Annotated in this window: 20 protein-coding genes; 4 read left to right on the plus strand and 16 right to left on the minus strand. The window is 62.1% G+C overall.

All coding sequences use genetic code 11. The annotated features are described in order from the left end of the window. Positions 1-296: 296 nt before the first annotated feature. From FJ426_RS30650 to FJ426_RS30705, 10 genes are all read right to left on the minus strand, one after another. Entirely contained in the window at positions 297-1,436 is a 1,140-nt protein-coding gene (locus FJ426_RS30650) for a hypothetical protein (RefSeq protein ID WP_140825694.1), read from the minus strand. A gap of 573 nt (positions 1,437-2,009) precedes the next feature. Further along, entirely contained in the window at positions 2,010-3,077 is a 1,068-nt protein-coding gene (gene ugpC / locus FJ426_RS30660; protein ID WP_140501554.1) for a sn-glycerol-3-phosphate ABC transporter ATP-binding protein UgpC, read from the minus strand. Positions 3,078-3,080: 3 nt separating this feature from the next. Beyond that, positions 3,081-3,929, minus strand: coding sequence for a carbohydrate ABC transporter permease (locus tag FJ426_RS30665; RefSeq protein ID WP_140501552.1), 849 nt, complete (start codon positions 3,927-3,929; stop codon positions 3,081-3,083). After that, positions 3,929-4,852: a sugar ABC transporter permease gene (locus tag FJ426_RS30670; protein WP_140518289.1), complete on the minus strand. Its 924-nt coding sequence runs from the start codon at positions 4,850-4,852 to the stop codon at positions 3,929-3,931. The genes FJ426_RS30665 and FJ426_RS30670 overlap by 1 nt, the downstream gene beginning before the upstream one ends. Before the next feature lie 179 nt (positions 4,853-5,031). Continuing rightward, positions 5,032-6,309, minus strand: coding sequence for a sugar ABC transporter substrate-binding protein (locus FJ426_RS30675; protein ID WP_140562443.1), 1,278 nt, complete (start codon positions 6,307-6,309; stop codon positions 5,032-5,034). 29 nt (positions 6,310-6,338) lie between these two features. After that, positions 6,339-7,526 carry a PLP-dependent transferase gene (locus FJ426_RS30680; protein ID WP_140555370.1) on the minus strand — a complete coding sequence of 396 codons (1,188 nt, stop codon included), beginning with the start codon at positions 7,524-7,526 and terminating at the stop codon, positions 6,339-6,341. Further along, positions 7,523-8,257, minus strand: a complete 735-nt coding sequence (locus FJ426_RS30685) for a FadR/GntR family transcriptional regulator (RefSeq protein WP_140501544.1) — start codon at positions 8,255-8,257, stop codon at positions 7,523-7,525. Before FJ426_RS30685 ends, FJ426_RS30680 begins: the two co-directional genes overlap by 4 nt. A 150-nt stretch (positions 8,258-8,407) precedes the next feature. Continuing rightward, positions 8,408-9,901: an FAD-dependent monooxygenase gene (locus tag FJ426_RS30690; protein ID WP_140562442.1), complete on the minus strand. Its 1,494-nt coding sequence runs from the start codon at positions 9,899-9,901 to the stop codon at positions 8,408-8,410. Positions 9,902-10,432: 531 nt separating this feature from the next. Further along, positions 10,433-11,806: a PleD family two-component system response regulator gene (locus FJ426_RS30700; RefSeq protein WP_140562440.1), complete on the minus strand. Its 1,374-nt coding sequence runs from the start codon at positions 11,804-11,806 to the stop codon at positions 10,433-10,435. Between the two features lie 33 nt (positions 11,807-11,839). Further along, entirely contained in the window at positions 11,840-12,211 is a 372-nt protein-coding gene (locus tag FJ426_RS30705) for a response regulator (RefSeq protein ID WP_140501538.1), read from the minus strand. A 236-nt stretch (positions 12,212-12,447) separates the two neighbouring features. Here FJ426_RS30705 and FJ426_RS30710 point away from each other — a divergent pair, with 236 nt between their 5' ends. Further along, positions 12,448-12,747 carry a DUF3572 domain-containing protein gene (locus tag FJ426_RS30710; RefSeq protein WP_140501536.1) on the plus strand — a complete coding sequence of 100 codons (300 nt, stop codon included), beginning with the start codon at positions 12,448-12,450 and terminating at the stop codon, positions 12,745-12,747. Between the two features lie 150 nt (positions 12,748-12,897). On the opposite strand, the gene FJ426_RS30715 is transcribed toward FJ426_RS30710, so the two are convergent. Together FJ426_RS30715 and FJ426_RS30720 are read right to left on the minus strand one after the other, a co-directional pair. After that, entirely contained in the window at positions 12,898-14,400 is a 1,503-nt protein-coding gene (locus FJ426_RS30715) for a hypothetical protein (RefSeq protein ID WP_140562446.1), read from the minus strand. Between the two features lie 94 nt (positions 14,401-14,494). Continuing rightward, positions 14,495-15,082, minus strand: coding sequence for a GNAT family N-acetyltransferase (locus FJ426_RS30720; protein ID WP_140518294.1), 588 nt, complete (start codon positions 15,080-15,082; stop codon positions 14,495-14,497). Between the two features lie 65 nt (positions 15,083-15,147). On the opposite strand from FJ426_RS30720, the gene FJ426_RS30725 reads away from it, so the two are divergent. Beyond that, on the plus strand, positions 15,148-16,476 hold the full coding sequence (locus FJ426_RS30725; protein WP_140562438.1) for a DNA polymerase IV: 1,329 nt from the start codon (positions 15,148-15,150) through the stop codon (positions 16,474-16,476). Between the two features lie 23 nt (positions 16,477-16,499). Here FJ426_RS30725 and FJ426_RS30730 read toward each other — a convergent pair whose 3' ends face one another. Then, entirely contained in the window at positions 16,500-17,006 is a 507-nt protein-coding gene (locus FJ426_RS30730; protein WP_140501529.1) for a hypothetical protein, read from the minus strand. Positions 17,007-17,185: 179 nt separating this feature from the next. On the opposite strand from FJ426_RS30730, the gene FJ426_RS30735 reads away from it, so the two are divergent. Beyond that, complete coding sequence (locus tag FJ426_RS30735; protein ID WP_140562437.1) at positions 17,186-18,067, plus strand: DMT family transporter; 882 nt, start codon at positions 17,186-17,188, stop codon at positions 18,065-18,067. A gap of 17 nt (positions 18,068-18,084) precedes the next feature. Here the strand turns inward: FJ426_RS30735 and FJ426_RS30740 are convergent, their stop codons facing one another. The 3 genes from FJ426_RS30740 to FJ426_RS30750 form a co-directional block, all read right to left on the minus strand. Then, positions 18,085-18,888 (minus strand): potassium channel family protein, encoded by an 804-nt coding sequence (locus tag FJ426_RS30740; RefSeq protein ID WP_140501525.1) that lies wholly within the window; start codon positions 18,886-18,888, stop codon positions 18,085-18,087. Between the two features lie 67 nt (positions 18,889-18,955). Next, positions 18,956-22,483: a DNA polymerase III subunit alpha gene (dnaE, locus tag FJ426_RS30745; protein WP_140562435.1), complete on the minus strand. Its 3,528-nt coding sequence runs from the start codon at positions 22,481-22,483 to the stop codon at positions 18,956-18,958. 113 nt (positions 22,484-22,596) lie between these two features. After that, positions 22,597-24,609 (minus strand): acetyl/propionyl/methylcrotonyl-CoA carboxylase subunit alpha, encoded by a 2,013-nt coding sequence (locus tag FJ426_RS30750; protein WP_140562434.1) that lies wholly within the window; start codon positions 24,607-24,609, stop codon positions 22,597-22,599. A 202-nt stretch (positions 24,610-24,811) separates the two neighbouring features. Here FJ426_RS30750 and FJ426_RS30755 point away from each other — a divergent pair. After that, a partial coding sequence (locus FJ426_RS30755) for an alcohol dehydrogenase catalytic domain-containing protein (RefSeq protein WP_181172833.1) occupies positions 24,812-25,074 on the plus strand: 263 nt, incomplete at its 3' end.

Here is a 25,074-nt window from a genome sequence, read left to right on the forward strand (position 1 = left end):
GATCGACGACCTGCTGCCGTGGGCCTACATCCGGGCGCCTGAGCTAAAGGCCGTGGCCTGAGAACACCGCTTACGATTTCATTGGATGGTAGTCAAACCCAGCATAACGGCCAACATAATGGATCGCGCTACCGATAGGGCTGCTATAGTCACAAAGCCCGCGTGAGGCGGGGGCCTTGTCGAGCGGCTCTCATAAACCGCGAAAGGCGTGCGCGTCGTCACCGCATAAATCTCCACGACAAAAGCCACGGCGCCTCAGCAAGGATCCAGAGAATTTGTCTCTACGCAGCTTTGCCCTAGCCACAAGAAAGTGGTTCCAAGTACCTTTTCATGACATGCAATGGCACGTAGTCACCCTCGACTAGATTTCCACCTTCCTCGTTCACAAGCACCAGTAGAGCCTGAGTAGACTTTCTCATAAACACAGATAACTCAGATCTTATTGGTATATTACAAGAGAATCCTTTAATCATGATTAGAGAGAGTCGATCTTCGTCCATATTGAATTCGAGTTTAGACAAATCATCGTTAAACGGCCGACTGTGGAAAATGATAAGCTCTCCACGATCATTTATGGCTATTTCAATTTTAATAGGAAATTCAAATTGGATTCCACCAATTACGTAAGACTCACGTCTCTGAACTATTGCTAGGATTTTAGATATATTATCTTTAATATCAGATGTGTCGTTCTTTATCGAATTCGCTATCTGCAAAAATTGGTCAAATTTGGCTTCGAGTTTCGGTAGCGAATTGCGCAAATACCCAAGGCGAGACGCGATGAAGGCGACCTCCGCTTTGTGATTTTGCTTCAATGCCTCCCGCATGAAGGCAAGGAAAATAAGAGCCCAGCCCGGCTCATCATCTGTCGCCTTTCCACGAAAAAATGACGCGAAATCGGCAGGAACGGCCAGTTGGTCCTTTCCCTGCTCCGTTCCGGCGATGAGATCGCGCAGGACGCGTTTGCACGCTGCATCCAGACTCGCCTGGACCGCTGCAAAGTCGCGAGCCGATAGCGCGCCGTCCAAGTTTGTCTCTATTTCATCGACAACGTCCTTGTTGGATTCAAGCTTGAATGGCCCGCCCAATCCGATCTGCTTATGCAGATAGCGGCGCGCGGCACTAGCGAACTGAATCCTCGCGCGACGCTCCGGCGGCCGTCCGCCAAGCCGCAACTGGTCGGCCTCTTGCGTATCGACATACATGCGCACCATCACGAGTGAAGAGGTGAGTTCACTGAGTCGAATGGCGTGCTCCAAATCGTGGTTTGCTGGAACCGCGCCTGTATGAGCGCGCAGCTTGGATGCGACGTCCTCGTAGATCGCTTTATAACGTCCGCCAAACAGCGTCTCGCCGATCTTATCTAGGATGTCGCCGGCGTTTTCGAGCGCCTTCCAACCGATCACCGCCCCGATGTATCCGCAAACCGAGATCATTCGTCTAGGTCCCTGATGATGGCCCAAAGTAGGGCGGCAGTTGACCAGAAATCAAGAATACCAAACGGCTGAGCCTAGCTCATATCCCGCCGCGGACGGTGGAGTTCAAAGAGATTTAGGCTGCTTTGCCGGCCGCCCTGGGATAGAGCGTGGCTTGATACTGCTGCCCTCGCTGTCCGCTACGCGTCAATTCGCGACTGAATCTGTTCCGTGATTTCGCTGCGTATGAAAGCAATTCTCCGGTCTCCGAGCGTGATGGCAGACGGAAGCCGTCTTCTGACATACCGGTTCACCGGCCTAGGCTGGTCATTCTCCGGCATGGTTCAGTGATACGAGCGTCGGCGGAGTTGTTATTCGCAGGCATTATAAATCTCCCCCCCCGCTGCGTTGCGGCGATTCAAGAACCAAACTGATTGATGAAAGGACGCCACATGATGGCGGCAGGAGGAGGTTTCTATTAATGTGGCTCCGCAAAGCGGTTGGCCCGGGTCAAGCAAGTTTCGACTCGTCAAAAGGCCGTATGGTTAGAATGTGCCCAGCGGGCAACAGAGTGGCCGCTCGGCGGCCGCGCCCCTACCCTATCCGGTCGGCGCTTTTCGGGTCGAAAACATGCAGCGCCGCCGGATCGGCCGATAGCCGCACCGTCTCGCCAGGCTTCACGCCGGCGCGGCCCATGGCGAACACGCAAAGCTGCTGGCCGGCCAGCTTGACGTAGAACTGCGTCGAGAGGCCGAGCGGCTCGACCACCACCACTTCGCCTTGCAGCGGGCCGTCATCCGCCAGCCTTATATGCTCCGGCCGCAAACCGACGGTAACCGCATCGCCTTCCCTGAGCGGCAGGCCATCCGGCAATCGCAGTTTCTGGCCATCGGACAGCACGGCATCCGCCTTGCCGCCCTTCTCAACACTCGCCGGCAGGAAATTCATGCCGGGCGAGCCAATGAATCCGGCGACGAACATGTTGGCCGGCCGGTCATAGAGGTCGAGCGGCGCGCCGACCTGCTGGACGACGCCGTCATGCATCACGACGATGCGATCGGCCATGGTCATGGCTTCGATCTGGTCATGCGTGACATACACCGATGTGGTCTTCAGTTGCTGGTGAAGCGCCTTGATCTCGGCGCGCATGTGCACGCGCAGCTTGGCGTCGAGGTTCGAAAGCGGCTCGTCGAAAAGAAAGACCTTGGGATCGCGCACGATGGCCCGGCCCATGGCGACGCGCTGGCGCTGGCCGCCGGAAAGCTGGCGCGGCAGGCGTTGCAGAAAATTGTCCAGCCCAAGCCGCCTGGCGGCGCCGTCGACCCGCGCGTCGATCGCCTGCTTTTCCGCCTTCCTCAGCATCAGGCTGAAGCCCATGTTCTTCGACACGTCCATATGCGGATAGAGCGCGTAGGACTGGAACACCATGGCGATGTCGCGGTCCTTCGGCGCGACGTCGTTGACCAGCCGCTCGCCGATACGGATCTCGCCATCGGAAACCTCCTCCAGACCGGCGATCATGCGCAGAAGCGTCGATTTCCCGCAGCCGGACGGACCGACGAGGACGACGAACTCGCCGTCGGCGATGTCGAGGTCGACCGCGTGCAGCACACGCACGGCGCCATAGTCTTTGCGGACTTTTTCCAGCGTAACGGAAGCCATCGATTATCCCTTCACGGCGCCGGCGGTGAGGCCGGTGACGAGATAGCGTTGCAGGAAGCCGAAGAAGATGCAGACCGGGATCAGCGCCAGGATCGACGCCGCCATCATCTGCCCCCAGTCGACGGCGAACTTGCCGATGAAGGTGAGCAGGCCGACGGCGAAGGTCTTCTTGTCATCGCTGGAGATCAGCATCAGCGCGAACAGGAGTTCGCTCCAGGCAGCGGTGAAGACAAAGCCGAGCGTGGCGCCCATGCCGGGTAGCGTCAGCGGCACGATCACCCGGCGCATCGCCTGCGCGCGTGTGCAGCCGTCGATCATCGCCGCCTCCTCCAGGTCCTTCGGTATGCCGTCGAAGAAGGACTGCATCAGGAAGGTTGCAAACGCGGTGTTGAAGGCGGTGTAGATGATGATCAGCCCGGTCAGGCTGTTGATCAGGCCGATCTGGCCCATCACGCGATAGATCGGTGGAATGACCATGACTAGCGGGAAAGTCTGGGTCAAAAGCAGCATCAGCGCCAGTGCCGCCTTGCCGCGAAAGGTGAAGCGCGACATGGCATAGCCGGCAAGCGTCGCGATGACAGTCACCAGTGCAGCCGTCGAAACCGAGACGATGACGCTGTTGAGGAAATAGCGCGGAAAGTCGGTCGCCTCGAGCACGGTGACGAAGTTCTGCAACGTCATCTGCGACGGCCAGAAGGTGATGCCTTCGGAATAGAGAAGCCGTTCCGGTGTAACCGATATCTTCAGCGTCCAGAAGATCGGGAACAGTGCGAAGATCACATACGCCGCGATGGCCGCATAGAGCCCGACGCCGCCGAAGAAGCGCTGCGAAGATGAGCGTCCCGCAATCATCAGACGTGCCTCACCAGGGAGCGGCGGATGGCGATCAGCGCGATCGCATAGGCAATGAGCAGGACGAGCAGCAGCACGGCAACCGCCGATGCGTAGCCCTTGTCCAGCGACTTGAAGGCACTGACATAGATGTAGACCGGCACCGTGTTGGTCGACCCGGCCGGCCCGCCCTCGGTCATGACGAAGATCAGGTCGGCGAAAGTGGCGATCCAGATGGTACGCAGCATCACCGTGATGGCGATGGTCGGCGCCAGGAACGGCAGCGTCACCTTGGTGAAGCGTTGCCAGGGCGAGGCGCCGTCGATCGCTGCCGCCTCATGCAGTTCCGAGGGAATGGATTTCAGTGCCGCCAGCAACGTGATGGCAAAGAACGGGATGCCGAACCAGACATTGGCGACGATCGGCCCCCACATGGCGGTCGAGGGATCAGAGAGAACGTTTGTCGGCTCGGCCTTCAGCCCCAGCGCGAACAGCCAGTGCGGCAGCGGCCCGATGATCGGATTGAACAGCCATGCCCATGTCAGGCCCGACAGGAAGGACGGCACCGCCCAGGGCAGGAACACCAGCGCCTGCACCACCTTGCGGCCCCGAAACGGCTTGTCGAGCAGCAGCGCCAGGCCAAGGCCGAGGAAGAACTGGAAGAACAGGCTGGAGAGCGTCCACCACAACGTATTGACCAGCGCCTGGCCGAGCACGGCATCCGACAGCATCGCCTGGTACTGGCCGAGCCCGACATATTCCGACTTGAAGGCCGAAAACTTACGGAACGAATAGCTGATGCCGATGACCAGCGGCACCAAAAGCACCACGACCAGCAGGATGATCGCCGGGCTGAGATAAAGCCAGGGTTCGGTGGCAGCGTGCGTCAGCCGCTTGCGGCGCGGCCTCCCGGCGGGTCGTATTTCGGAAACGGCATAGGTCATTTGGGCTCAACAGTGGTGAGTGGGTGCCGGCGAAGGCGACAGCACCCTTCTCCCATATACGGGGAGAAGATGCCGGCAGGCAGATGAGGGGCAGCGCCAGGCTGACAGAACGTAGCGCCGCCTCTCATCCGGCCCTATCGGGCCACCTTCTCCCCGTGAACGGGGAGAAGGAAGAAAAACTACTTCTTGTTCTTCGCCATCCAGTCCTGCTGTTCCTTGGTCAGGAAGGCGGCCCATTGGTCGGCAACCTCCTTGGCCGTCTTTTGGCCCAGCAGCACTTCCTGGAAATTCTTGATCGCCACCTGGTCGACGAAATTGCCGAGATTCTCCAGATGCGTCGGCGGCGTCACCATTTCATATTTGGCGCTGTCGCTGAGCTCCGTGAACCAGCCCTTGAACTGCTCGGTCTTGAAATGCGGATCCTGGTCGGCGCCGTTGTGGATCGGGACGACGCCGACTTCCTTGGCCCATTCCAGATTGTCCTTGGGCGAGAGCAGCGTCGCCATCAGCTTCCAGGCGTCGTCCTTGTGCTGCGAATTGGCGAACATTGCCCAGCCGGCATAGCCGAGCGTCGGATAGGACTTGCCGCTCGGCCCGACCGGCAGCGGCGCCACGGCGAAGTCGTCTGCGCTCATCTTGTCGGCTATACCCAGCAGCGCATCCGGATCCTGGTTGAGCATGGCGCAGGTGCCGGAATAGAAGCCGGTGACGGTTTCGTTGAAACCCCAGCTCACCGCATCCTTGGGCGCCAGGCCCTGCTTGTACATGTCTGCCAGCATCTGCAGGCCCTTGACCGAGCCCTCCTCGTTTATGGTCGACGTGCCGTCTTCGTTGAAGTAGCCGCCCTTGCCGGCGGCGATGTTCATGAACATGTGCATGCCGTTGAAGGCGCCGGGCCCGCCGCGCAGGCAGTAGCCGTATTTGCCGGGCAACGCCGAGATCTTCTTGGAATCGGCGACGAACTCGTCGAGCGTGGCCGGCGGGCCGTCGAGGCCGGCTTCCTTGAACAGCTTCTTGTTCCAGAACAACGCGTTCACATAGTAGCCGTAAGGGATCATGAACTGGGTGTTGTTGACGGTCGAGCCGAACTGCTTGGCACGGTCGCCGAGCGTCTTGGCGTCGTCCCACTTGGCCATGTACGGGCCGAGATCCTCGAGCTGGGCATTGTTGGCGTAGAGGCCCATCCAACGTTCCGGCATCTCGACCACGTCGGGCGTATCGCCGGCCTGCACCATGGTCAGGAATTTCTCGAAGGCCTGGCCCCAGGGCAGCGAGACCAGCTCGACTTTGATGCCGGGATTGGCCTTTTCGAATTCGGCGATCTGCTTCTTCAGGAACTCCGTGCGCGGCGGGCTGGTGATGACTTCGACCATTTTCAGGGTCGAATCGGCCAGCGCGTTTCCGGCGGAAATTGCCAATCCCGCGGCTGTGGCAAGCATGGCGGTCAGTTTTTTCATCTTCAAGACTCCCATTTTGAAGCGGCTTGTTATTTTCTGGCTTTTTCGAAGGCCTGCGCCACGTCGGCCCACAGGTCCTCGACATTCTCCAATCCGACATTGAAGCGGATGGTTCGGGGGCTGACGCCGAAGCGCGCCATCGAATTCAGTCCCGGCGTCTGCTCCAGCGACGCCTTGGCGGGCACGACCAGGCTCTCATGGCCGCCCCAGCTCACGCCGATGCGGAAATATTTCAACGCATCCACGAAGACAGGGATGTCGATATCCTCGGTGACCTCGAAGGAGAACAACCCCGCGTAACCAGCAAGCGTCGCCTTGCCCGGATGGTTCGAATAGGCGGGGTGGTTGACGCGCTCGACATTGCCGTGCGCCTTCAGCCGTTCGGCGATGGCAAGCCCGCTCTTCATGTGGTGCGGCAGGCGCAGCGGCAGCGTGCGCAGCCCGCGCAGCAAGAGCCAGGCCTCGAAGGGCGAAAGCTTGCCGCCGAGATAGGAATAAGTCTGCTCGTTGATGTGCTTGATGTGGGCGGCCGAGCCTGCCACCACGCCGGCGACCGTATCGCTATGGCCGCCGAGATATTTCGAAGCCGAATGCAGCACCAGATCGACGCCATGCGTGATCGGCTTCTGGAACACCGGTGTCGCCCAGGAATTGTCGATCGTGGTGACGATGCCCTGCTCCTTCGCCAGCCGGGTCAGGTGAGCCAAGTCCTGCAACTCGAACATCATCGAGGTCGGGCTCTCCAGATAGAGCAGCCTGGCGCCCGGAAGGGCCGCCGCCACCGCATCCGGATCGGAGCCGTCGACATAGTCGACCCTGATGTTGAGCCGCGGCAAAAGCCGCTCGAACAGCCGATAGGCATCACCATAGCAATTGCGCACCGCAACGATGCGCTCGCCGGCGCCGACGAAGGCGAGCACCGTGGCGCTGATCGCCGCCATGCCGCTGGAAAAGCCGCGCGCGGCCTCGGCGCCCTCGAGCGCGGCGACGCGTGCCTCGAACTCCATCACCGTCGGATTGTCGCCGCGCGAATAGATCGGCTGCTTCCGTTTGCCGGCAAAAGTATCCGCCATCTCGGCATAGTTGGCGAAGGTGAACAGCGATGTCTGGTAGATCGGCGGCACCACCGCCCCACCGGGGAAAGGTTCGTCATGCGCCAGAAGCGTCGCCGCCTCGGCAAGATAGTCGTGATCGAAACCTGAGGGATGCTCGTTCATGTCTGGCTCGAAAGTTTGAGTTTGGCGGCGCCGCGCTTGAGATCGTCCTCGACGGTGGCGATCAGCTTGAGCGCTTCGGCGCGGGCGCCGTGCGGGTCGCGCGCGGCGATGCGCTCGTAAATGGTCCGATGATAGGGAAAACTGGCGTGGCCGAAATCGCGCACGCCCAGCGGATGCTCCCAGAAGCGGTGGAACAATTCGTGCATGGCGGCGATGATCTGTTCGAACAGCGGGTTGCCGGAAACCCTGTAGATCGCCTGGTGGAACTCCCAGTCCTCTTCCGAAGACATGCCCTCGCGCGTGCGGAACGCCTGCTCCATGATGTCGAGCTTGCGCTCGATTTCGGCGATATCGGTCTGGCTCGCGCGTTCGGCGCAAAGGGCGGCGGCTTCCGCCTCCAGCGCGCGACGGATTTCAAGCGTCTGCATCAGGCTGGTGAAGTCGTTGCCGCCCGCAAGCGTCAGCGGCAGATGCAACATGTCCGGCGAAACGGCTGCCTTGAGATAGGTGCCGCTGCCTTGCCGGCGCTCGACCAGCCCGAGCCCTTCCCAGCGCGTCAGCGCCTCGCGCACCGTGTTGCGGCTGACCTTCAGCCGCTCGGCCAGGATGCGTTCCGTTGGCAGCCGCTCGCCCGGCTGGAGGGCCTCGGCACGAACAAAGCCTACCAACGCCTTCAGCACGGCGTCGTCACGCGCCGTCGTCTGAATAGGTGGCAGGCTGTTTTGATCCACGCGCGTTCCAAGTGGTCCAATGGTCCAACCAATTTCTGCACAGATGGTACCTCCTGTCAACGGGATGTCAGGAGACCTAGCACCGTAAAAGCTCGCAACGCATGACAAGCACGCGTTTGCGGGCGATGCGCCAGGCCGGCCTCGACCCTGCTACGCCACAGCAGCGGGCGGCCCGAACCAGGTGGTCAGCGCATCGGCCAGTCCCTGTTGGCTTCCGGAACCAACCCATGCCACGTACCCGTCGGGGCGGATCAGCACCGCGTCGGGCCCGGCGACGGCCCCGAGAACTGGCAGCTCCCAGTCGCCGTCGTACACGGCGTCGACCTGCTGGACCCGATCCGCCCACGGCTTGATGTCAAGTCTGCCGGGCGTGCCGAGGTTGATCAGCACCGGCCGGGCATGGTGCAGCAAGGTAAACAGCCGCACCGGCCCGCTGGCGGTGAGCAGATCGAGGTCGGGTATTCGCCACCCAAGCAGCGCGTGCCCCTCCCCGAGGTCGTAGTGGACACCCAGGCCGGACATCTCTGCGGCGATTCGTTTGCGTGGTTCATCCATGGCGAGCAGTTCGGCGATGGTGTCGCCCAGGGCTTTGGTGCGATCATCCATGCGGCGAAGCGCGACCTGCGCCATCGTGTTGCGCAACACGCGGGCGGCGACCGGATGGCGCTCGGCATGGTAGCTGTCGAGCAGACTGTCCGGTGATGCCCGTTTGACGACCTGGGCCAGCTTCCATCCCAGGTTGACCGCGTCCTGCACGCCGATGTTGAGGCCCTGTCCGCCCATTGGGGGATGGATATGCGCAGCGTCGCCGGCCAGCAGGACACGTCTGTCGCGGTAAGCGGCAGCCTGGCGCGTCATATCGGTGAAACGAGAGAGCCAAGTCGGACTGTGGACGCCGAAATCGGTGCCATAGACAACGGTGAGCGCCTCGCGGAGATCGTCCAATGTCGGTTCACCACCGATGATCAGTTGTTTCTCGGTCAGCACGATGCCCAACCGGTCGCCGTCCTCGATCTTGCCTATCGCATGGGTTCCGCGGGCGTCGCTGCGAAAGCCCAATGGCGGTTCTTCCGACTTCTCGACCTCGGCGATCATCCAGCTCATCGTCGGATCCCATCCAGCGAATTCGATGCCCGCCGCCTTGCGGATCGTGCTGCGTCCACCGTCGCATCCGACGAGGTACTGCGCCTTCATCCGTCGGCCATCGGAAAGCCCCACATCCACGCCACTGTCGTCCTGCATGAAATCCGTGACTTCCTGTCCGCGATGGATCGGCACCCCCAATTCGCTGATCCAGTCGGCCAATATCCGCTCGATGTGGTTTTGCCGCAGCGCCAGCAGATAGTTGTGCCGGGTGGGAAAGTCGCTGATGTCCAAACGGATCATGTGGAAGCCGACGGTCGGGAAGCATCGCCCCTGGCAGAGGAACCGGTCGGCGATCCCGCGCTGGTCGAGCACCTCGATTGTGCGTGCGTGCAGGCCACCCGCGCGCAAGCCAATCAGTTGCTGGGTCGGGCGCCGCTCGACAATGGCGACGTCGATGCCCGCCAATGCGAGTTCGCCTGCCAGCATCAATCCTGTCGGGCCGCCCCCGGCGACAATCACCGCATGATTTCGACGCGATCCATCTGTCGGTGCACGCATTCCCGTCACTCCGCTCCCATTGGCTAGGGCCGCGGTTTTACGGGAGGAACCCAGGCTTGAAGCAAGCCCCCTGGGCGCCATATGTATGAAGTGAGGAGCAACGCCCTCTGCCGAATGGCAAGAGAGCGTACGCCGCAGCTCTTCACATCGGAGCTCGCCTTTTACAGGCCAGGAAGCGCTGTCGACATCTCGTGCGCAAAAAGCCCCTGATTTCCGAAGCTTGGCGCAGAATCCTGATGCTATTTTGAAAGGGGGCCGGTCGGCGTTTGGCAGCGGTACGAGGAGGCCACTATGTGCCAGCGCCGGCCGGCCGACCCCACGGACCCAGGAGATGCGGCGGACCTGAGCATCATGGGGTATTTTTTGATCGACCCGGCTGTCTGTCCTCGTGCCGGCGTCGCTCTGTCTGTGGCCGCACATTTGCGCAAGAGCTTATGAAAATCAACAGTTTCTTAACCAAGCCTCGTGAATCGCTTGGATTAAGGTAAATGGGTAACCTTGCCGGATTGACGGATACTCTTACCCGGTCCGTCAGGCAGCCTTGGCGACGACGCGGTTGCGGCCACCGCTCTTGGCTTCATAGAGCGCCAGATCGGCGCGTTTCATCAGCGCCGCCACCGTATCCACCCCCTTCAGCACCGACGACACGCCGACGCTGACGGTGACCTCGATGGCCTTGCCGTCAGGCCCGATGACGAACGGCATCTGGGCGATTTCGGCGCGGATGCGTTCGGCCACCTTTTCGGCGATCGCTCCATCGGTGTCAGGCATGACCACTACGAACTCCTCACCGCCGAACCGGCAGGCCAGATCGATGCCGCGCACGTTCTTGCGCAGCCGCCGCGCGAATTCCCGCAGCACCTCGTCGCCACCGTCATGGCCGTGCGTGTCGTTAATCGACTTGAAGCGATCGAGGTCGGTGATCATCACCGACAGCGGCCGACGCCGCGCCACGGCGCGGTCGAACAGCGTCTGGAGATGGCTGTCGAGATAGCGGCGGTTGTGCAGCCCGGTCAGCCCGTCGGTCACCGCCATTTCGATCGTCTGCGTCACGCTGGCGCGCAATTGGTCGTTGTAGCGCTTGCGGCGCACCTGGGTGCGCAACCGCGCCGTCAGTTCCTGCTGGTCGATAGGCCGCATCAGATAGTCGTTGATGCCGAGTTCGAGACCACGGATGATGCGCTCCTCCTCGCCCTCCTCCGCCAGCAGGATGATCGGCAGGAAGCGTGTGCGATCGAGCGAGCGCAGTTGCGAGCAGAGCCGAAGCGGATCGAAATCGGCGAAGCTCGTCGAGATCATCACGCATTCATAGGGCGTCTCCGCCGCCTGGAAGAAGCCGGCATGCGGATCGCTGGCGACATCCAGGTCAGCACAGTCGCGCAGCATCTTCTGGACGCGCTCGATCGACGATTTGCGCTCATCGATCAGAAGCACTTTCGGCGTCGTGTCCTCGGAGGCGAAATTGCGGCTGAGCAACTCTTCGATGCCGATGTTGCGCGTGGTCGAAGCGCGCAGCCGCAACTCGTCGGTCAGCGACTTCAGCCTGACGAGGCTCTTGACGCGCGTCATCAGTTGCAGGTCGTTGACGGGTTTGGTCAGGAAATCGTCGGCGCCGACCTCAAGCCCGCGCACCCTGTCGGAAACCTGGTCGAGTGCGGTGATCATTACCACTGGAATATGCGACGTCGCCGGATCGCTCTTCAGGCGGCGGCAGACCTCGAAGCCGTCCATGTCCGGCATCATGACGTCGAGCAGCACGACGTCGACCTTACCGTTCTCGCAGGTCTCGATCGCATCCGGGCCGTTGGTGGCGGTCAACACCTCGAAATATTCGGCCAGCAGCCGAACCTCCAGCAGCCTGACATTGGCAGGGATGTCGTCGACGACGAGAATCCGAGCGGTCATTTCACAAGGCTCCGGCTTTGGCGGCAAGGTGCATCAGGAATCACCCAGGTAAGACTTGATGGTTTCGATGAAGCGCGGCACCGAGATCGGCTTGGAGATATAAGCCTCGCAGCCGCCCTGGCGGATGCGCTCCTCGTCGCCCTTCATCGCGAAGGCAGTGACGGCAATGACCGGGATGACGTGCAGGTCGTCGTCTTCCTTCAGCCATTTCGTCACCTCCAGCCCAGACACTTCAGGCAACTGGATGTCCATCAAAATGAGATCCGGCCGGTGCTGACGCGCCAGATCGAGCGCTTCCAGACCGTTGCGGGTGCGAACTGTCTCGTAACCGCTTGCTTCGATGAGGTCCCGAAAGAGCTTCATGTTGAGCTCATTGTCCTCGACGATCATGACCTTCTTAGGCATCGATATCCCGTCCCGGCCGCTGTTCCGCTCGAAGGCGGCCGTTATGCGCCCTTCCGGGACGCACCAAACCCTGGTCGACTCTACGGCAATATGATTGACGAAACGGAAACCTGCGGCGAGAAAAGCTGCTCCGTTTCCACCTCGGGTCCCGCACTGAAGAGGTAACGACTTGCCGCAAGCGACGCTTGCCATTACTGCGGAAGAGACTCACATTCCGCATACCCTGAAAGGTAATGATGGCAAACGCAGCGTCAATGCGCGAAGAGGCCGAAACCATTGCCGTGAAGGCTCTGGCCTTCGTCGCCTCTGATCCCGAACTGCTGCCTCGCTTCCTGGCGATCACCGGCATCGAGGCGCATTCGATCCGCAAAGCTGCCGGCGAGCCGGGATTTCTGGCCGGTGTGCTGCAGTTCGTTCTCGCCCACGAACCCACATTGCTGCGTTTTGCTGAGGAAACCGGCACGCCACCGGCCTCCGTCGGCAAGGCGTTGCGCGCGCTGCCGCTGGGCGACGATAACCACGAGCATTCCATATGAGTGACGATCCCAAGGCGGCGCCCCGATCGCCAGGTCGAGCGAAGTCTGACTCTTGTCGCCCGCCCGTTTTGAGCGACAAGTATAAAACGAAGGCTTGAGGCGCGTCGCGCCAATCCGTTCGAAGGCGACGCGCTTTGGTGAGCCGAGTGGCTACGGTGTCGGATCCGCCTGGTCCGTCTCGTCGCCGCCATCGTCAATGCTGTCGTCCTCGGCAGGATCGGCCGGCTTCAGCATGACGCCATTGACAATGACCGAACCGTCCGGCTTGGCGTTGACGACCCATTCCATGCGGCCGTCCGTCAAGGTCTTGCCGAACCCTTTCACCATCAGGGCCACAGGCACGTACTGCGCCACCTCCGGTTCCGATTTCGCCGCTTCCTGCAAGCCCTCGACGATCTTGTCGAAGCCGGCGACGTCCACCGTCACATTGGCTTCCGGCTTCTCGCCAGGAAACGTCATTTCGCCTTCCAAGGCGATTTCGGTATCCTTGTTCTTGATGGTGCTATGGCCAATGACCACCTTCGGCGTCTTGGCCATGAAATCGGTTTTGAGCTGCTCTCCAAATTCGGCCGACAGCGGCGGGTTCTTGTTAAGATCAAAGGCTTCGATTGCCTTCTTCGCCATGCTGTCGAGATCGATATTGGCGCCGCCGAAGTTCAGGTCGATATCGGTCGGCAGCAGCGCTATGCTCCAGTTCGGCAGAAGCTGCTGCGGCACGGTCAACCCAGATGCCTTGATCCCGTAGCCGATCGTACCGCTCTGGGCGACGCCATCCATTCCGAAGGCGGTGCTGAGCTGCGCCGCGCCGAACGTGCCGACCGGGCTCTCGACCGCGAAATTCTTGAACCCGTATGTCCCGTCGATGCGCTCCCACACCGGAAGCGCGGCGAGCAGAAGCGATTTGAGCTGCGCCTGGTTGGCTTTCAGCGTGGCTTCATTCTCATTGGCGACGGCAAATGCCAGGAGATCGAGCAGCGGCTTGGTCTGCACGCCCTTGCCTTTGGCATCCACCGACAGTTCCGGTGATTTGACGGTGACCGGGAATTTCAGTCCGCTTTCGGGATCGTCGAATTTGATCGCCTCGACAAAGTTCGACACTTTTTGCGACAACGCGAAATCGACCCCGCCATTGGCAGCCTTGGTGGCGGCCATGGTCGCGGTGCCGGCGTCGGCGCTGACTTCCATGTGCTGCTTGGCATCTTGCGACACCATCGTCATGCCCGCCATCGAACTGGTGCCGCTGGTAAAGGCCGCCAGATTGGGGTCGTAGACACCGGAACCCTTGCCGTCCTTGATAGAAAATTGCGTGCTCTGCAGCCCCTGCGGCCCGTTGAACTCGAAGGAGGCGCTGTGCGAAAGATCCATCGAGACATCCCAGGTCCCGTCACTGCGCGGCTTGACCAGCAGGGCGTAGGGCGCAAAGTCGAATTTCAACGGCTTCTGGTCGGGCAAGGTGCCGGCGAGCGCCTTGAAATCGAACATGATCTTGTAGGCGCCGCCTTCGACCGAGACCTTCAGGATGCCCTTGTCGAGGGCCTGTTTGCCGACATAGCGGGACAGGTTCTCGGATAGCTGCTTCGCACCCTGGCTGTCGACGCTCTGGCCGAAAGCGGGCGCGCTGAGCAGAAGCGCGGTAAAGGCGATTGGCAACATCCGGTTCACGTAGAATTCTCCGTTTGGTCGAAAAGGCAAAATTGTCTCCTACTTCTGGTAGGGAAAGACCGTCACAACTGCAAGACGGCGAAGTTCAGGCGCTCGGCTCCAGCACCAGCCGCATCAACGGCCGGCCCGCCTTGCGTTCCAGGAGCCGCTCGAACCCGGCCTTCTCGAACACGCGCGACGAGCCCACGAACAGCCCGATGGAGCGTGAATCCTTCGACAGGTCTATCGGGCAGGCTTCCACCATTCGCGCGCCGTTCCTGCGGGCGAAATCGATGCCGCCTTCGACCAGGCGATGGCTGATGCCCCGGCCCCGTGCCTTGGCGCGGATGAAGAAACAGGAAATTGCCCAGACGCTCGGATCCGATGCGTCCGCGGGATCGACCGGAGCCGAGCCCCGGCCCCGGTTGTTCCACTCGGGCACGTCGGCGCGCGGCCCGATCTGCATCCAGCCGACTGCCTTGCCGTCCTCGAACGCCAGCATGCCCGGTGGCGGGCCTGCTTCGATGCGCGCCCTGATGTGGTCTTTGTTGCGTTCGCGGCTGCTTTCGCGACGAGCCGCCGGCGCCAGCCGGAAATGCGTGCACCAGCAGCCGTAGCAGGCGCCCTGCTTGCCGAAGAGATCTTCGAATTCAGGCCAGAGCTCAGGCGCCAGCGGCACTATGGTCGTGCTCATGCGTTCTCCCCAGGCCAAGCTTGTCGCTAGCCTTGCACTGTCGTACCATTGTGTTTGTTCTCTTTATGTTCGCAGCGATGGCGGCTCCTGTCAATAATCCTGATCACGGTTTCTGCCGCGACTGCCTGGCCTTTCAGCGCAGCGACGCCAGGCGCTGCGAGCGATGCGGCAGCCCCAGGCTTGCCCGTCATCCCGAGCTGTACCGGCTGCATCTGGCCCATATCGACTGCGACGCTTTCTATGCGGCAATCGAAAAACGCGACAACCCGGCGCTGAAGGACAAGCCGCTGATCATTGGCGGCGGCAAGCGCGGCGTCGTCTCCACCGCCTGCTACATCGCCCGGATAAGGGGCGTGCGTTCCGCCATGCCCATGTTCAAGGCGCTCGAGGCTTGCCCCGAAGCGGTGGTTATCCCGCCCAATATGGAAAAATACATGGTCGTCGGGCGCGAGGTGCGCGCCATGATGCAGGCGCTGACGCCGCTGGTCGAGCCGCTCTCGATCGACGAGGCGTTTCTCGACCTTGCCGGAACCGAACGGCTGCACGGCCTGCCGCCGGCGGTGGTGCTGGCCCGTTTCGCGCTGGCCGTCGAGAAGGAGATCGGCATCACCGTTTCGTCAGGTCTGTCCTACTGCAAGTTCCTGGCTAAGGTGGCGTCGGATTTCCGCAAACCGCGCGGCTTCTCGGTCATCGGCGAAGCGGAAGCCGTGGGTTTCCTCGCCGTACAGCCGGTGAGCATGATCTGGGGGGTCGGCAAGGCATTCAACGCCACGCTCGAACAGGACGGCATCCGCACCATCGGCCAGCTCCAGAAGATGGACCGTGGCGACCTCATGCGCCGCTATGGCGTGATGGGCGACCGGCTTTACCGGCTCTCGCGCGGCGAGGACGTCCGCCGCGTCGATCCCGACCAGGACGCCAAGAGCGTATCGGCCGAAACCACTTTCGACACCGATATCGCTTCGCTGGACGAGCTGGTCTCGGTGCTGCGGGGCCTTTCGGAAAAGGTCTCGGCGCGGCTGAAGAAATCCGGCATCGCCGGGCGCACGGTGGTGCTCAAGCTGAAGACGCAGGATTTCAAGATCCGCACCCGCAACCGCCAGCTCGGCGACCCGACCCGGCTCGCCGACCGTATCTTTTCGACCGGGGTCGAGCTGCTGCGCAAGGAAACCGACGGCACCAAATACCGGCTGCTCGGCATAGGCGTCAGCGATCTTTCCGCCGATGACAAGGCCGATCCGCCCGATCTGGTCGATGTCCAGTCGCGAAAGCGGGCCATGGCCGAAGGCGCCATCGATTCACTGCGCGACAAGTTCGGCCGCAAGGCGGTGGAAACCGGCTATACGTTCGGCAAAGGCCGCGACACCCACCCGCCAGAGCCGCTGGAAGACTGATAATGGATATCAGCTGTCGAGATTTAGGTGCGCTGCAGATCGATCCTGCTTGTCACCATGCTCTTGCCGGTTTTCGGATCAGTGTCGATCACCGTCAGCCGCATGCCGTTCTCGCCTCGTTTCTCGACCTTCATCTGCGCCTTTCGGTCACCATTGACCTCCTTGGCCCAACGGATGCCGAGATTGATCGCGTTGCCCGAACGGGTGCCGTTCAATTGCGCAGGCCCGGTACGAGACCCGACATAAGTGCCGCTATATTTCGCTCCGGCAGTCCTCAGGTCCGCGCTGATGGCGCGCGTCACCACGATAAGCCCTCGGCAATTGCCATCGAGCGACAATGAGGTCGACGTCGCGTTTGACCTGAACGTGCAGGACACATTCACCGTCGGCGCGTCGGTAGTCACCTTGACGATGCCCTTGCCGGTGAAATTGCCCTTGAACGACTGGAGAAATCTGGACTCGTCGGCATGTGCCGCGCCTGCCGTGACCAACAGGCAACCAGCAAGCGCAAATTGCGCAAATGATCTCATCGAAATTCTCCTATCGACATTGAAAGGCACCTGCGAAGCACTTCCGATATTCGGAACTCAACGCCCCCTGTCGTGCCAGGTTCCGCCTTCAACATGACTGTTTTGCAACATCCGGCTGGCCCAGAAGAATGCGGCTGCTAGCGGTTGCGGCAAAAGCCACGGCCTGCGACATAGCGGAAATGGCACCCACCCCTTCCATCCCCAAGGCCGCGTTCTGGATGGCGCTGTCGATCGCCTCGTTCCTGGCGATGTCGGTCGCGGGCCGCGCCACCACGGCCGAGCTCAACGTTTTCCAGGTGCTGGAGCTGCGCTCGGTGATCGGCTTTTTCATCCTGCTGCCGCTGGTCATGCAAAATGGCGGCTTTGCCGCCATGCGCACTGGGCGCCCCCTCGCCCATGTCACGCGCAACGTGGTTCACTATACCGGCCAGGCGGCGTGGCTCTACGCCCTGACGCTGATCCCTTTGGCGGTGCTGATCTCGATCGAATTCACGACGCCGATCTGGACGGCGATCCTTGCGGTCACCTTTCTCGGCGAAAGGCTCACCCGGCCGAAGCTCGGGGCCGTGGCGCTCGGGCTGATCGGTGTCGTGATCATCGTGCGCCCAGGCGTCGGCTCGGTCGATCCGGGACATCTGGTCGTGCTGGGCGCGGCAATGTGCTTCGGCATCTCGCTGGTCCTGGTCAAGTCGCTGACGCGGACCGACAGCGTTGTGCGAATCATCTTCTGGATGCTGATCATCCAGTCGGTGCTCGGCCTGATCCCGGCGCTCTACGAATGGCGCAACCCGTCGCTCGAGCTGTGGCCGTGGATCCTGCTGATCGCCTTCACCGGCATGTCGTCACATTTCTGCATGGCCTGGGCGCTGAGCTACGCCGATGCCACCGTCATTTCGCCGATGGATTTCCTGCGCGTGCCGCTGTCGGCATTGATCGGCTGGCTGCTCTACCAGGAGCAGATCGACGCCTTCACCGCAGGCGGGGCATTGCTGATCCTGATGGGCAATATGCTCAACCTGCAGCGCCGGCAGCCAAAGCCGGCGCAAGCGGCGGCATCGTAGCGCGCCTCAATCGCCCCTCAATCACCGCTGTCGGGTATGTTGAGGAGGTGGCCGCAGGCCTTGCAGTGAACGGCGTCCGGCTCGTGCCGTTGCAGGCCGCATTGCGGACAGGGAAAGAACACCTTGGCCGGTCGGAAGATCGCCTGCGCCAGCCTGACGAACAGCGATATGCCGATGATCATGGTCACGATCGCCGTCAGTTTCCCCGCCATTCCCGGCAGCACGATGTCGCCGAACCCGGTCGTGGTCACCGTCGCGACGGTGAAGTAAAGCGCGTCGATGTAGCTTTCCAGCCCCGCTCCGCTGCGGAAGAAGAAAGTGTAGACGAAACCGGTGATCACGAAGAGGAACGTCAAGAGATTGATCACCGCGTGGCTCGCTTCGCGCCAGGGCCGCAGGCCCTGCATCTCGAAATGCCGCCAGAGCGAACCGCTGCGCGACAGCGACCACAGCCGCAGGATGCGCAGAAAGCCGAGATTGGCGAGCGCCGTCGGCATCAGCAGCGTCAAAAGGATGAAAATGTCCACCCAGGAGGTCGGCTGCTTCATCAGCCGCAGCATGTCGTTCGAGGCAAGCAGCCTGGCAACCAGGTCGGCGGCGACCAGAGCCGCCACCGCATAGTCGAGCCACAGGAATGAGGCCGACTGCTGGATGACGGGCGTGGCGATGAAGAAGGCAATGATGGCCAGGTCGATGATGACCGCAACCAGCTGAAACCGAAAAGCCGCCGGCGTGCGGCCGTGGTAGAGCTTGCGCAGCGTGTCGCGCAGCCACGCCATTGTGGAACGGTCCTGCAATCCGTCGCTGTCTTTCGTCTTCATGGCAATTGCGGTGACTTGAGCGGCGGATGCCGCCCGGCGGATTGCCACCAGTCCCCGGAAGGGGCGATCACACCAGCTCCACTTCGACCACGCCTGGCACGGCGCGCATCGCCGAGGCGATTTGCGGCGAGACGCGGTAGCCCCCCTGCAGGGCAATCTCCACCTCGCCCTGCGCTTCTTCCTTGATAACGATGATGCTCACCTGACTTTCACCACGCTGGGTAAGCTGCGATTGAATGATCGAGGCAGGCGCATCGTTTCTGACGAAGATGCGCAGCGCCTTCTGGATGCGGCTGGCCTCGTCCTCAAGCGACTGCACGGTCTGGATGCGCAGGTTGACGCCCTCCGGCCTGTCCTCCGCCGCCACGGTAATGACCACGGAGCGGCCCGGCTCCAGCATGTCGCGATACTGCGCCAATCCTTCGGAAAACAGTACCGCCTCATACTGGCCGGACGTGTCCGAGAACTGCACCACGCCCATCTTGTTGCCGGTCCGCGTCTTGCGCTCCTGCTTGGTGGTCACGGTGCCGGCGAGGCGCCCTGCGGTGGCACCGCGCTTGACCGCGGCCGAAAACTCCGCCCAGTTCTGCACCCGCATCTTCTGCAGCGCCGCCTTGTACTCGTCCAGCGGATGGGCGGAGAGATAGAAACCGACCACCTGGAATTCGCGGTGCAGGCGGTCGGCGGCGAGCCACGGTTCGGTCACGGGCAAGTTGAGCGCCTGCGACTGTGCCCCTAGAGACGCGCCGAAAATGTCGGCCTGGCCTGAGACGGCGTTCTGCTGCGCCAGTGACGCCAGCCCCATCATCCGCTCGACGCCAGCCATCATCGCGGCGCGGTCATGGCCGAAACAGTCTAGCGCTCCGGCCATGATCAGGCTTTCGAAGACGCGCTTGCCGACGATTTTCGGATCGACCCTCTCGCAGAAATCGGCCAGGCTCTTGAACGGCTTCTCGCCGCGCATGGCGACGATATGCTCCACCGCCGCGTCGCCGACGCCCTTGAGCGCGGCCATCGAATAGTAGATGCGGTTCTCGCCGACCTCGAAGGGACGAAAGCTTGATATCACCGACGGTGCCACCACCTCGATGCCGAGGCGCAGCGCATCCTGGCGGAAATCCGCGAGCTTGTCGGTGTTTCCCATGTCGAGCGTCATCGACGCCGCCAGGAACTCGACCGGATAATGCGCCTTGAGATAGGCTGTCTGGTAGGAGACGACGGCGTAGGCGGCCGCGTGCGATTTGTTGAAACCGTAGTCGGCGAACTTGGCCAGCAGGTCGAAAATGAAGTCGGCCTGCGGTTTGGCCACGCCGCGCTCGACCGCGCCCGAGACGAAGCGCTCACGCTGCTTGTCCATCTCGGCGCGGATCTTCTTGCCCATGGCGCGGCGCAAAAGGTCGGCTTCGCCCAGCGAATAGCCGGACAACTCCTGCGCGATCTGCATCACCTGTTCCTGGTAGACGATGACGCCTTGCGTCTCCTTCACCAGATGGTCGATCTTGGGATGGATCGAGGCCATCTCCTCCTCGCCGTGCTTCCTGGCGTTGTAGGTCGGGATGTTCTCCATCGGTCCCGGCCGGTAGAGCGCGACCAGTGCGATGATGTCCTCGATGCAGTCGGGCCGCATGCCGATCAGCGCCTTGCGCATGCCGGCACTTTCCACCTGGAACACGCCGACCACTTCGCCGCGCGACAGCATGGCGTAGGTTTCGGGATCGTCGAGCGGGATCGTCGCCAGGTCGATATCGATGCCGCGGCGGCGTATCAGCTTCACCGCCGTCTCCAGCACGGTCAGCGTCTTCAGGCCGAGAAAGTCGAACTTCACCAGCCCGGCCTGTTCGACATATTTCATGTTGAACTGGGTGACCGGCATGTCCGAACGAGGATCGCGGTACATCGGCACTAGCTCCGACAGCGGCCGGTCGCCGATGACGATGCCGGCGGCGTGCGTCGACGCGTGGCGATAAAGCCCTTCCAGCTTCTGTGCCATGTCGAGCAGCGTCTGGACGATCGGCTCCTTTTCGGCCTCCTCGGCAAAACGCGGCTCGTTGGCGATAGCGTCCGCCAGTTTCACCGGATTGGCCGGGTTCTGCGGCACCATCTTGGACAGCTTGTCGACCTGGCCGTAAGGCATCTGCAGCACGCGGCCGACGTCGCGCAGCACCGCGCGGGCTTGCAGCGTTCCAAAGGTGATGATCTGGCCGACCTGGTCGCGTCCATATTTCTGCTGGACATAGCGGATCACCTCTTCGCGGCGGTCCTGGCAGAAGTCGATGTCGAAATCGGGCATCGACACGCGGTCCGGATTGAGGAAGCGCTCGAACAGCAGCGAGAAACGCAGCGGATCGATGTCGGTGATGGTGGTGGAATAGGCGACCAGCGAGCCCGCACCCGAGCCGCGCCCCGGCCCGACTGGAATGCCTTGCGACTTGGCCCATTTGATGAAGTCGGCAACGATCAGGAAGTAGCCTGGGAATTTCATCTTCTCGATGATGCCGAGCTCGAACTCGAGCCTCTCGCGGTATTGCTCGACCGTATAGCCCGGCGTCGGTCCGTGCGCGGCAAGCCGGGCCTCCAGCCCTTCACGCGCCTGGCGGGCAAGTTCGGCGGCCTCGGCCTTCTCGGCTGCGTCCTTGTCCGACGCGTCGCCGCCGGTAAAGCGCGGCAGGATCGGGCTGCGGGTTTTCGGATAGTAGGAGCAGCGCAACGCGATCTCGACCGTGTTGTCGATCGCTTCCGGCAGATCGGCGAACAACGCTGCCATCTCAGCCTGGCTACGCAGGAAGTTATCCGGTGAAAGCCGGCGGCGATTGTCCACGGCGACGACCGAGCCCTCCGCTATGGCGATCAGCGCATCATGCGCGTCATAATCGTCGCGCGAGGAGAAGAACGCCTCGTTGGTGGCGACGAGCGGCAATTCGTGGGCATAGGCGAGATCGATCGTGGAATGTTCTATCAGCCGGTCGTAACCGGAAACTCGTTCCAGTTCGACATAGAGCCGATCGCCGAACAGGGCTTTCAGGGTCGACAGCCGGGTCTCCGCGAGATCGCGTCGATCCTCCTTCAGAGCCGCGCCGATAGGGCCGCGGGGACCGCCGCTGAGGCAGATCAACCCGTCGGTCTGGCCCTCCAGCATCTCGCTGGTCAGATGCACGGCTTCGCCGGGCGGCGTCTCCAGATAGACGCGGCTTACCAGCCTGACCAGATTGGAATAGCCGGCTTCGGTCGCCGCGATAAGCACGACTGGCCGCATCTCGGGCCCCTGCCGCCGGCGGTCGCGCTGGCCGTCGACGTTCTCGCCGGAAAAGGCGAGCGCGATCTGGCAGCCGATGATCGGCTGGATGCCGTCCTTCACCGCCTTCTGCGCGAATTCGAGCGCGCCGAACAGATTGTTGGTGTCGGTGACCGCGATTGCCGGACACTCGTCCTTGACCGCATGGCCGACGATCTTGCCGAGTTGGAGCGCGCCTTCCAGCAGCGAATAGGCCGAGTGGACGCGAAGATGCACGAAAGGACGCGCCGGCGCTTCTGGCGCCGCCGCCTTCACTGCCGCTTCGCGCAGCAAGGGGTCGCGTGGAAGTCTGTCATCCGCCATGGTTTTTCGCGTTTCCCGAAGGACTTGAGTCGATCAAGATGTATTGTCCGGCACCGGGCTGTGCCAGTCCAGCACAAACGAACATCGGCCACAGGCTTCCGGCCGCCCCCGCTTCAGGCGAATTCCATGATCACCGCGTCGACGGCCAGGCTGTCGCCCGGCTTGACGTTGAGTTTCGCCACCACGAGATCGCGCTCGGCGCGCAGCACGTTCTCCATCTTCATCGCCTCGACGACGGCCAGCGTCTCGCCGGCCTTGACCTCCTGACCCTCGGCGACGGCGATCGACACGACGAGGCCGGGCATGGGACATAGCAGCAGGTTGGAGGTGTCGGGCGCCAGCTTTTCCGGCATCAGCCTTTCCAGCGCGGCAATGCGCGGCAGCATGGCGCGCGCCGTCACCGAAAGCCCTTTCCAGGCGATGCGAAGGCCGTTCGGCGCGGGGCGCAGTTGCGCCACCATTTCGTGCCCGCCGACGCTGCCGCGCCAGACCAGTTCGCCCGGCCGCCAGGCCGACGAAACCGTCAGCGGCTTGCCGCCCTCGATGGACAAGTCGACTTCCATCGGAATGGAGATTATGCCCTCCAGGATGGACGCGGACAGATAGTCCCTGCCAATCTTCACCACCCAGTCGCGCTTGAGTGCTCCCGAATGCGGCGCCAAGCGCCCGCCCAGCCGGTCGAGTCGGTCGCGGCGCAGCAATTCGACCACGGTGGCGACCGCCGCCAACACGGCCTTGTCGTCATGATCGGGCAGGATCGGCGCAAAGCCGTCGGGATATTCCTCCGCGATGAATCCGGTCGAAATCCGCCCTTCCCGCCAGCGCGGATGCTGCATGAGCGCCGCCAGGAACGGGATGTTGTGCTCGATACCGTCGACGACAAAACTGTCCAACGCTTCGGACATCGCGTCGATTGCCTCCAGCCGGGTCGGCGCCCAGGTGCACAGCTTGGCAATCATCGGGTCGTAGAACATCGAAATCTCCGATCCCTCGGTGACGCCGGTGTCGTTGCGGATGATGACGTCGCCGACTTGCCCTTCCTGCGGCGGTCGATAGCGCGTCAGGCGGCCGATCGACGGCAGGAAGTTGCGATACGGATCCTCGGCATAGAGCCGGCTCTCCACCGCCCAGCCATTCAGTTTCACGTCGCTTTGCTTCAAGGCGAGCTTCTCGCCGGCGGCCACACGGATCATCTGCTCGACCAGATCGATACCGGTGACAAGCTCGGTCACCGGATGCTCGACCTGCAATCGTGTATTCATTTCAAGGAAATAGAAGTTTTTCTCAGCGTCGACGATGAATTCCACCGTGCCGGCGCTCTGGTAGTCGACGGCCCTGGCCAGCGCCACCGACTGCTCGCCCATGGCCTTGCGCGTCCTGGCATCGAGGAAAGGCGATGGCGCCTCCTCGGCCACCTTCTGGTTGCGGCGCTGGATCGAGCATTCGCGCTCGCCGAGATAGAGCGCGTTGCCATGCGCGTCGGCCAGCACCTGGATCTCGATGTGGCGTGGATCGACGATGAACTTCTCGATGAAGACGCGGTCGTCGCCGAACGAGCTCTTGGCCTCCGAGCGCGCGCGGTCGAAGCCGTCGCGCACCTCGGCCTGGTTCCAAGCGATGCGCATGCCCTTGCCGCCGCCGCCGGCCGAGGCCTTGATCATCACGGGATAGCCGATCTCTCCGGCGATCTTCTCCGCGTGGTCGGCGTTCTCGATGACGCCGAGCCAGCCGGGAACCGTCGAAACATTGGCGGCGTTGGCGAATTTCTTCGATTCGATTTTGTCGCCCATCGCCTTGATGGCCTTCGGCTTCGGCCCGATGAAGACGATGCCCTCCTTCTCCAGCGCCTCGCAGAATGATGCGCGCTCGGACAGGAAGCCATAGCCGGGATGCACGGCCTGAGCGCCGGTCGCCTTGCACGCCGCGATGATTTTCTCGGGCACGAGATAGCTCTGCGCGGCTGGCGACGGTCCGATATGCACCGCCTCGTCGGCCATCTCGACATGCACGGCATCGCGATCGGCGTCGGAATAGACAGCGACCGTGGCGATGCCCATCTTGCGCGCGGTCTTGATGACGCGGCAGGCTATCTCGCCACGGTTGGCGATCAGGATTTTGGTGAACATGCGGGCAAATTCCCCTCCGGCGGACGGTCCAGTTCTATGGATTATGTCGCCATGTCTCAAGTACCGTGTGCGTGGCGCGAACGCCTGCGGTCAAGGGTGTGCTACCTGCGTCAAGAAAGCCGATATTTCGTCTCATCTGGCGGTTGATGAGCAGGCCAAAACCTGAAAGCCTGAGCGCAAAATTGCGTTGGAGGATTGCCAGATGAAAACCCGCGCCGCCGTTGCCGTTGCTGCCGGAAAGCCGCTTGAGATCATGGAGGTCGACCTTGACGGTCCGCGCGAGGGCGAGGTGCTGGTCGAGATCAAGGCGACCGGCATCTGCCACACCGACGAGTTCACGCTGTCGGGCGCCGATCCCGAGGGCCTGTTCCCGGCCATTCTCGGCCACGAGGGCGCCGGCGTGGTGGTCGATGTCGGCAAGGGCGTCACCTCGGTCAAAAAGGGCGACCATGTGATCCCGCTCTA

Origin of the sequence: Mesorhizobium sp. B2-6-4 (genome assembly GCF_006441495.1) — a bacterium.
GTDB lineage: Bacteria > Pseudomonadota > Alphaproteobacteria > Rhizobiales > Rhizobiaceae > Mesorhizobium.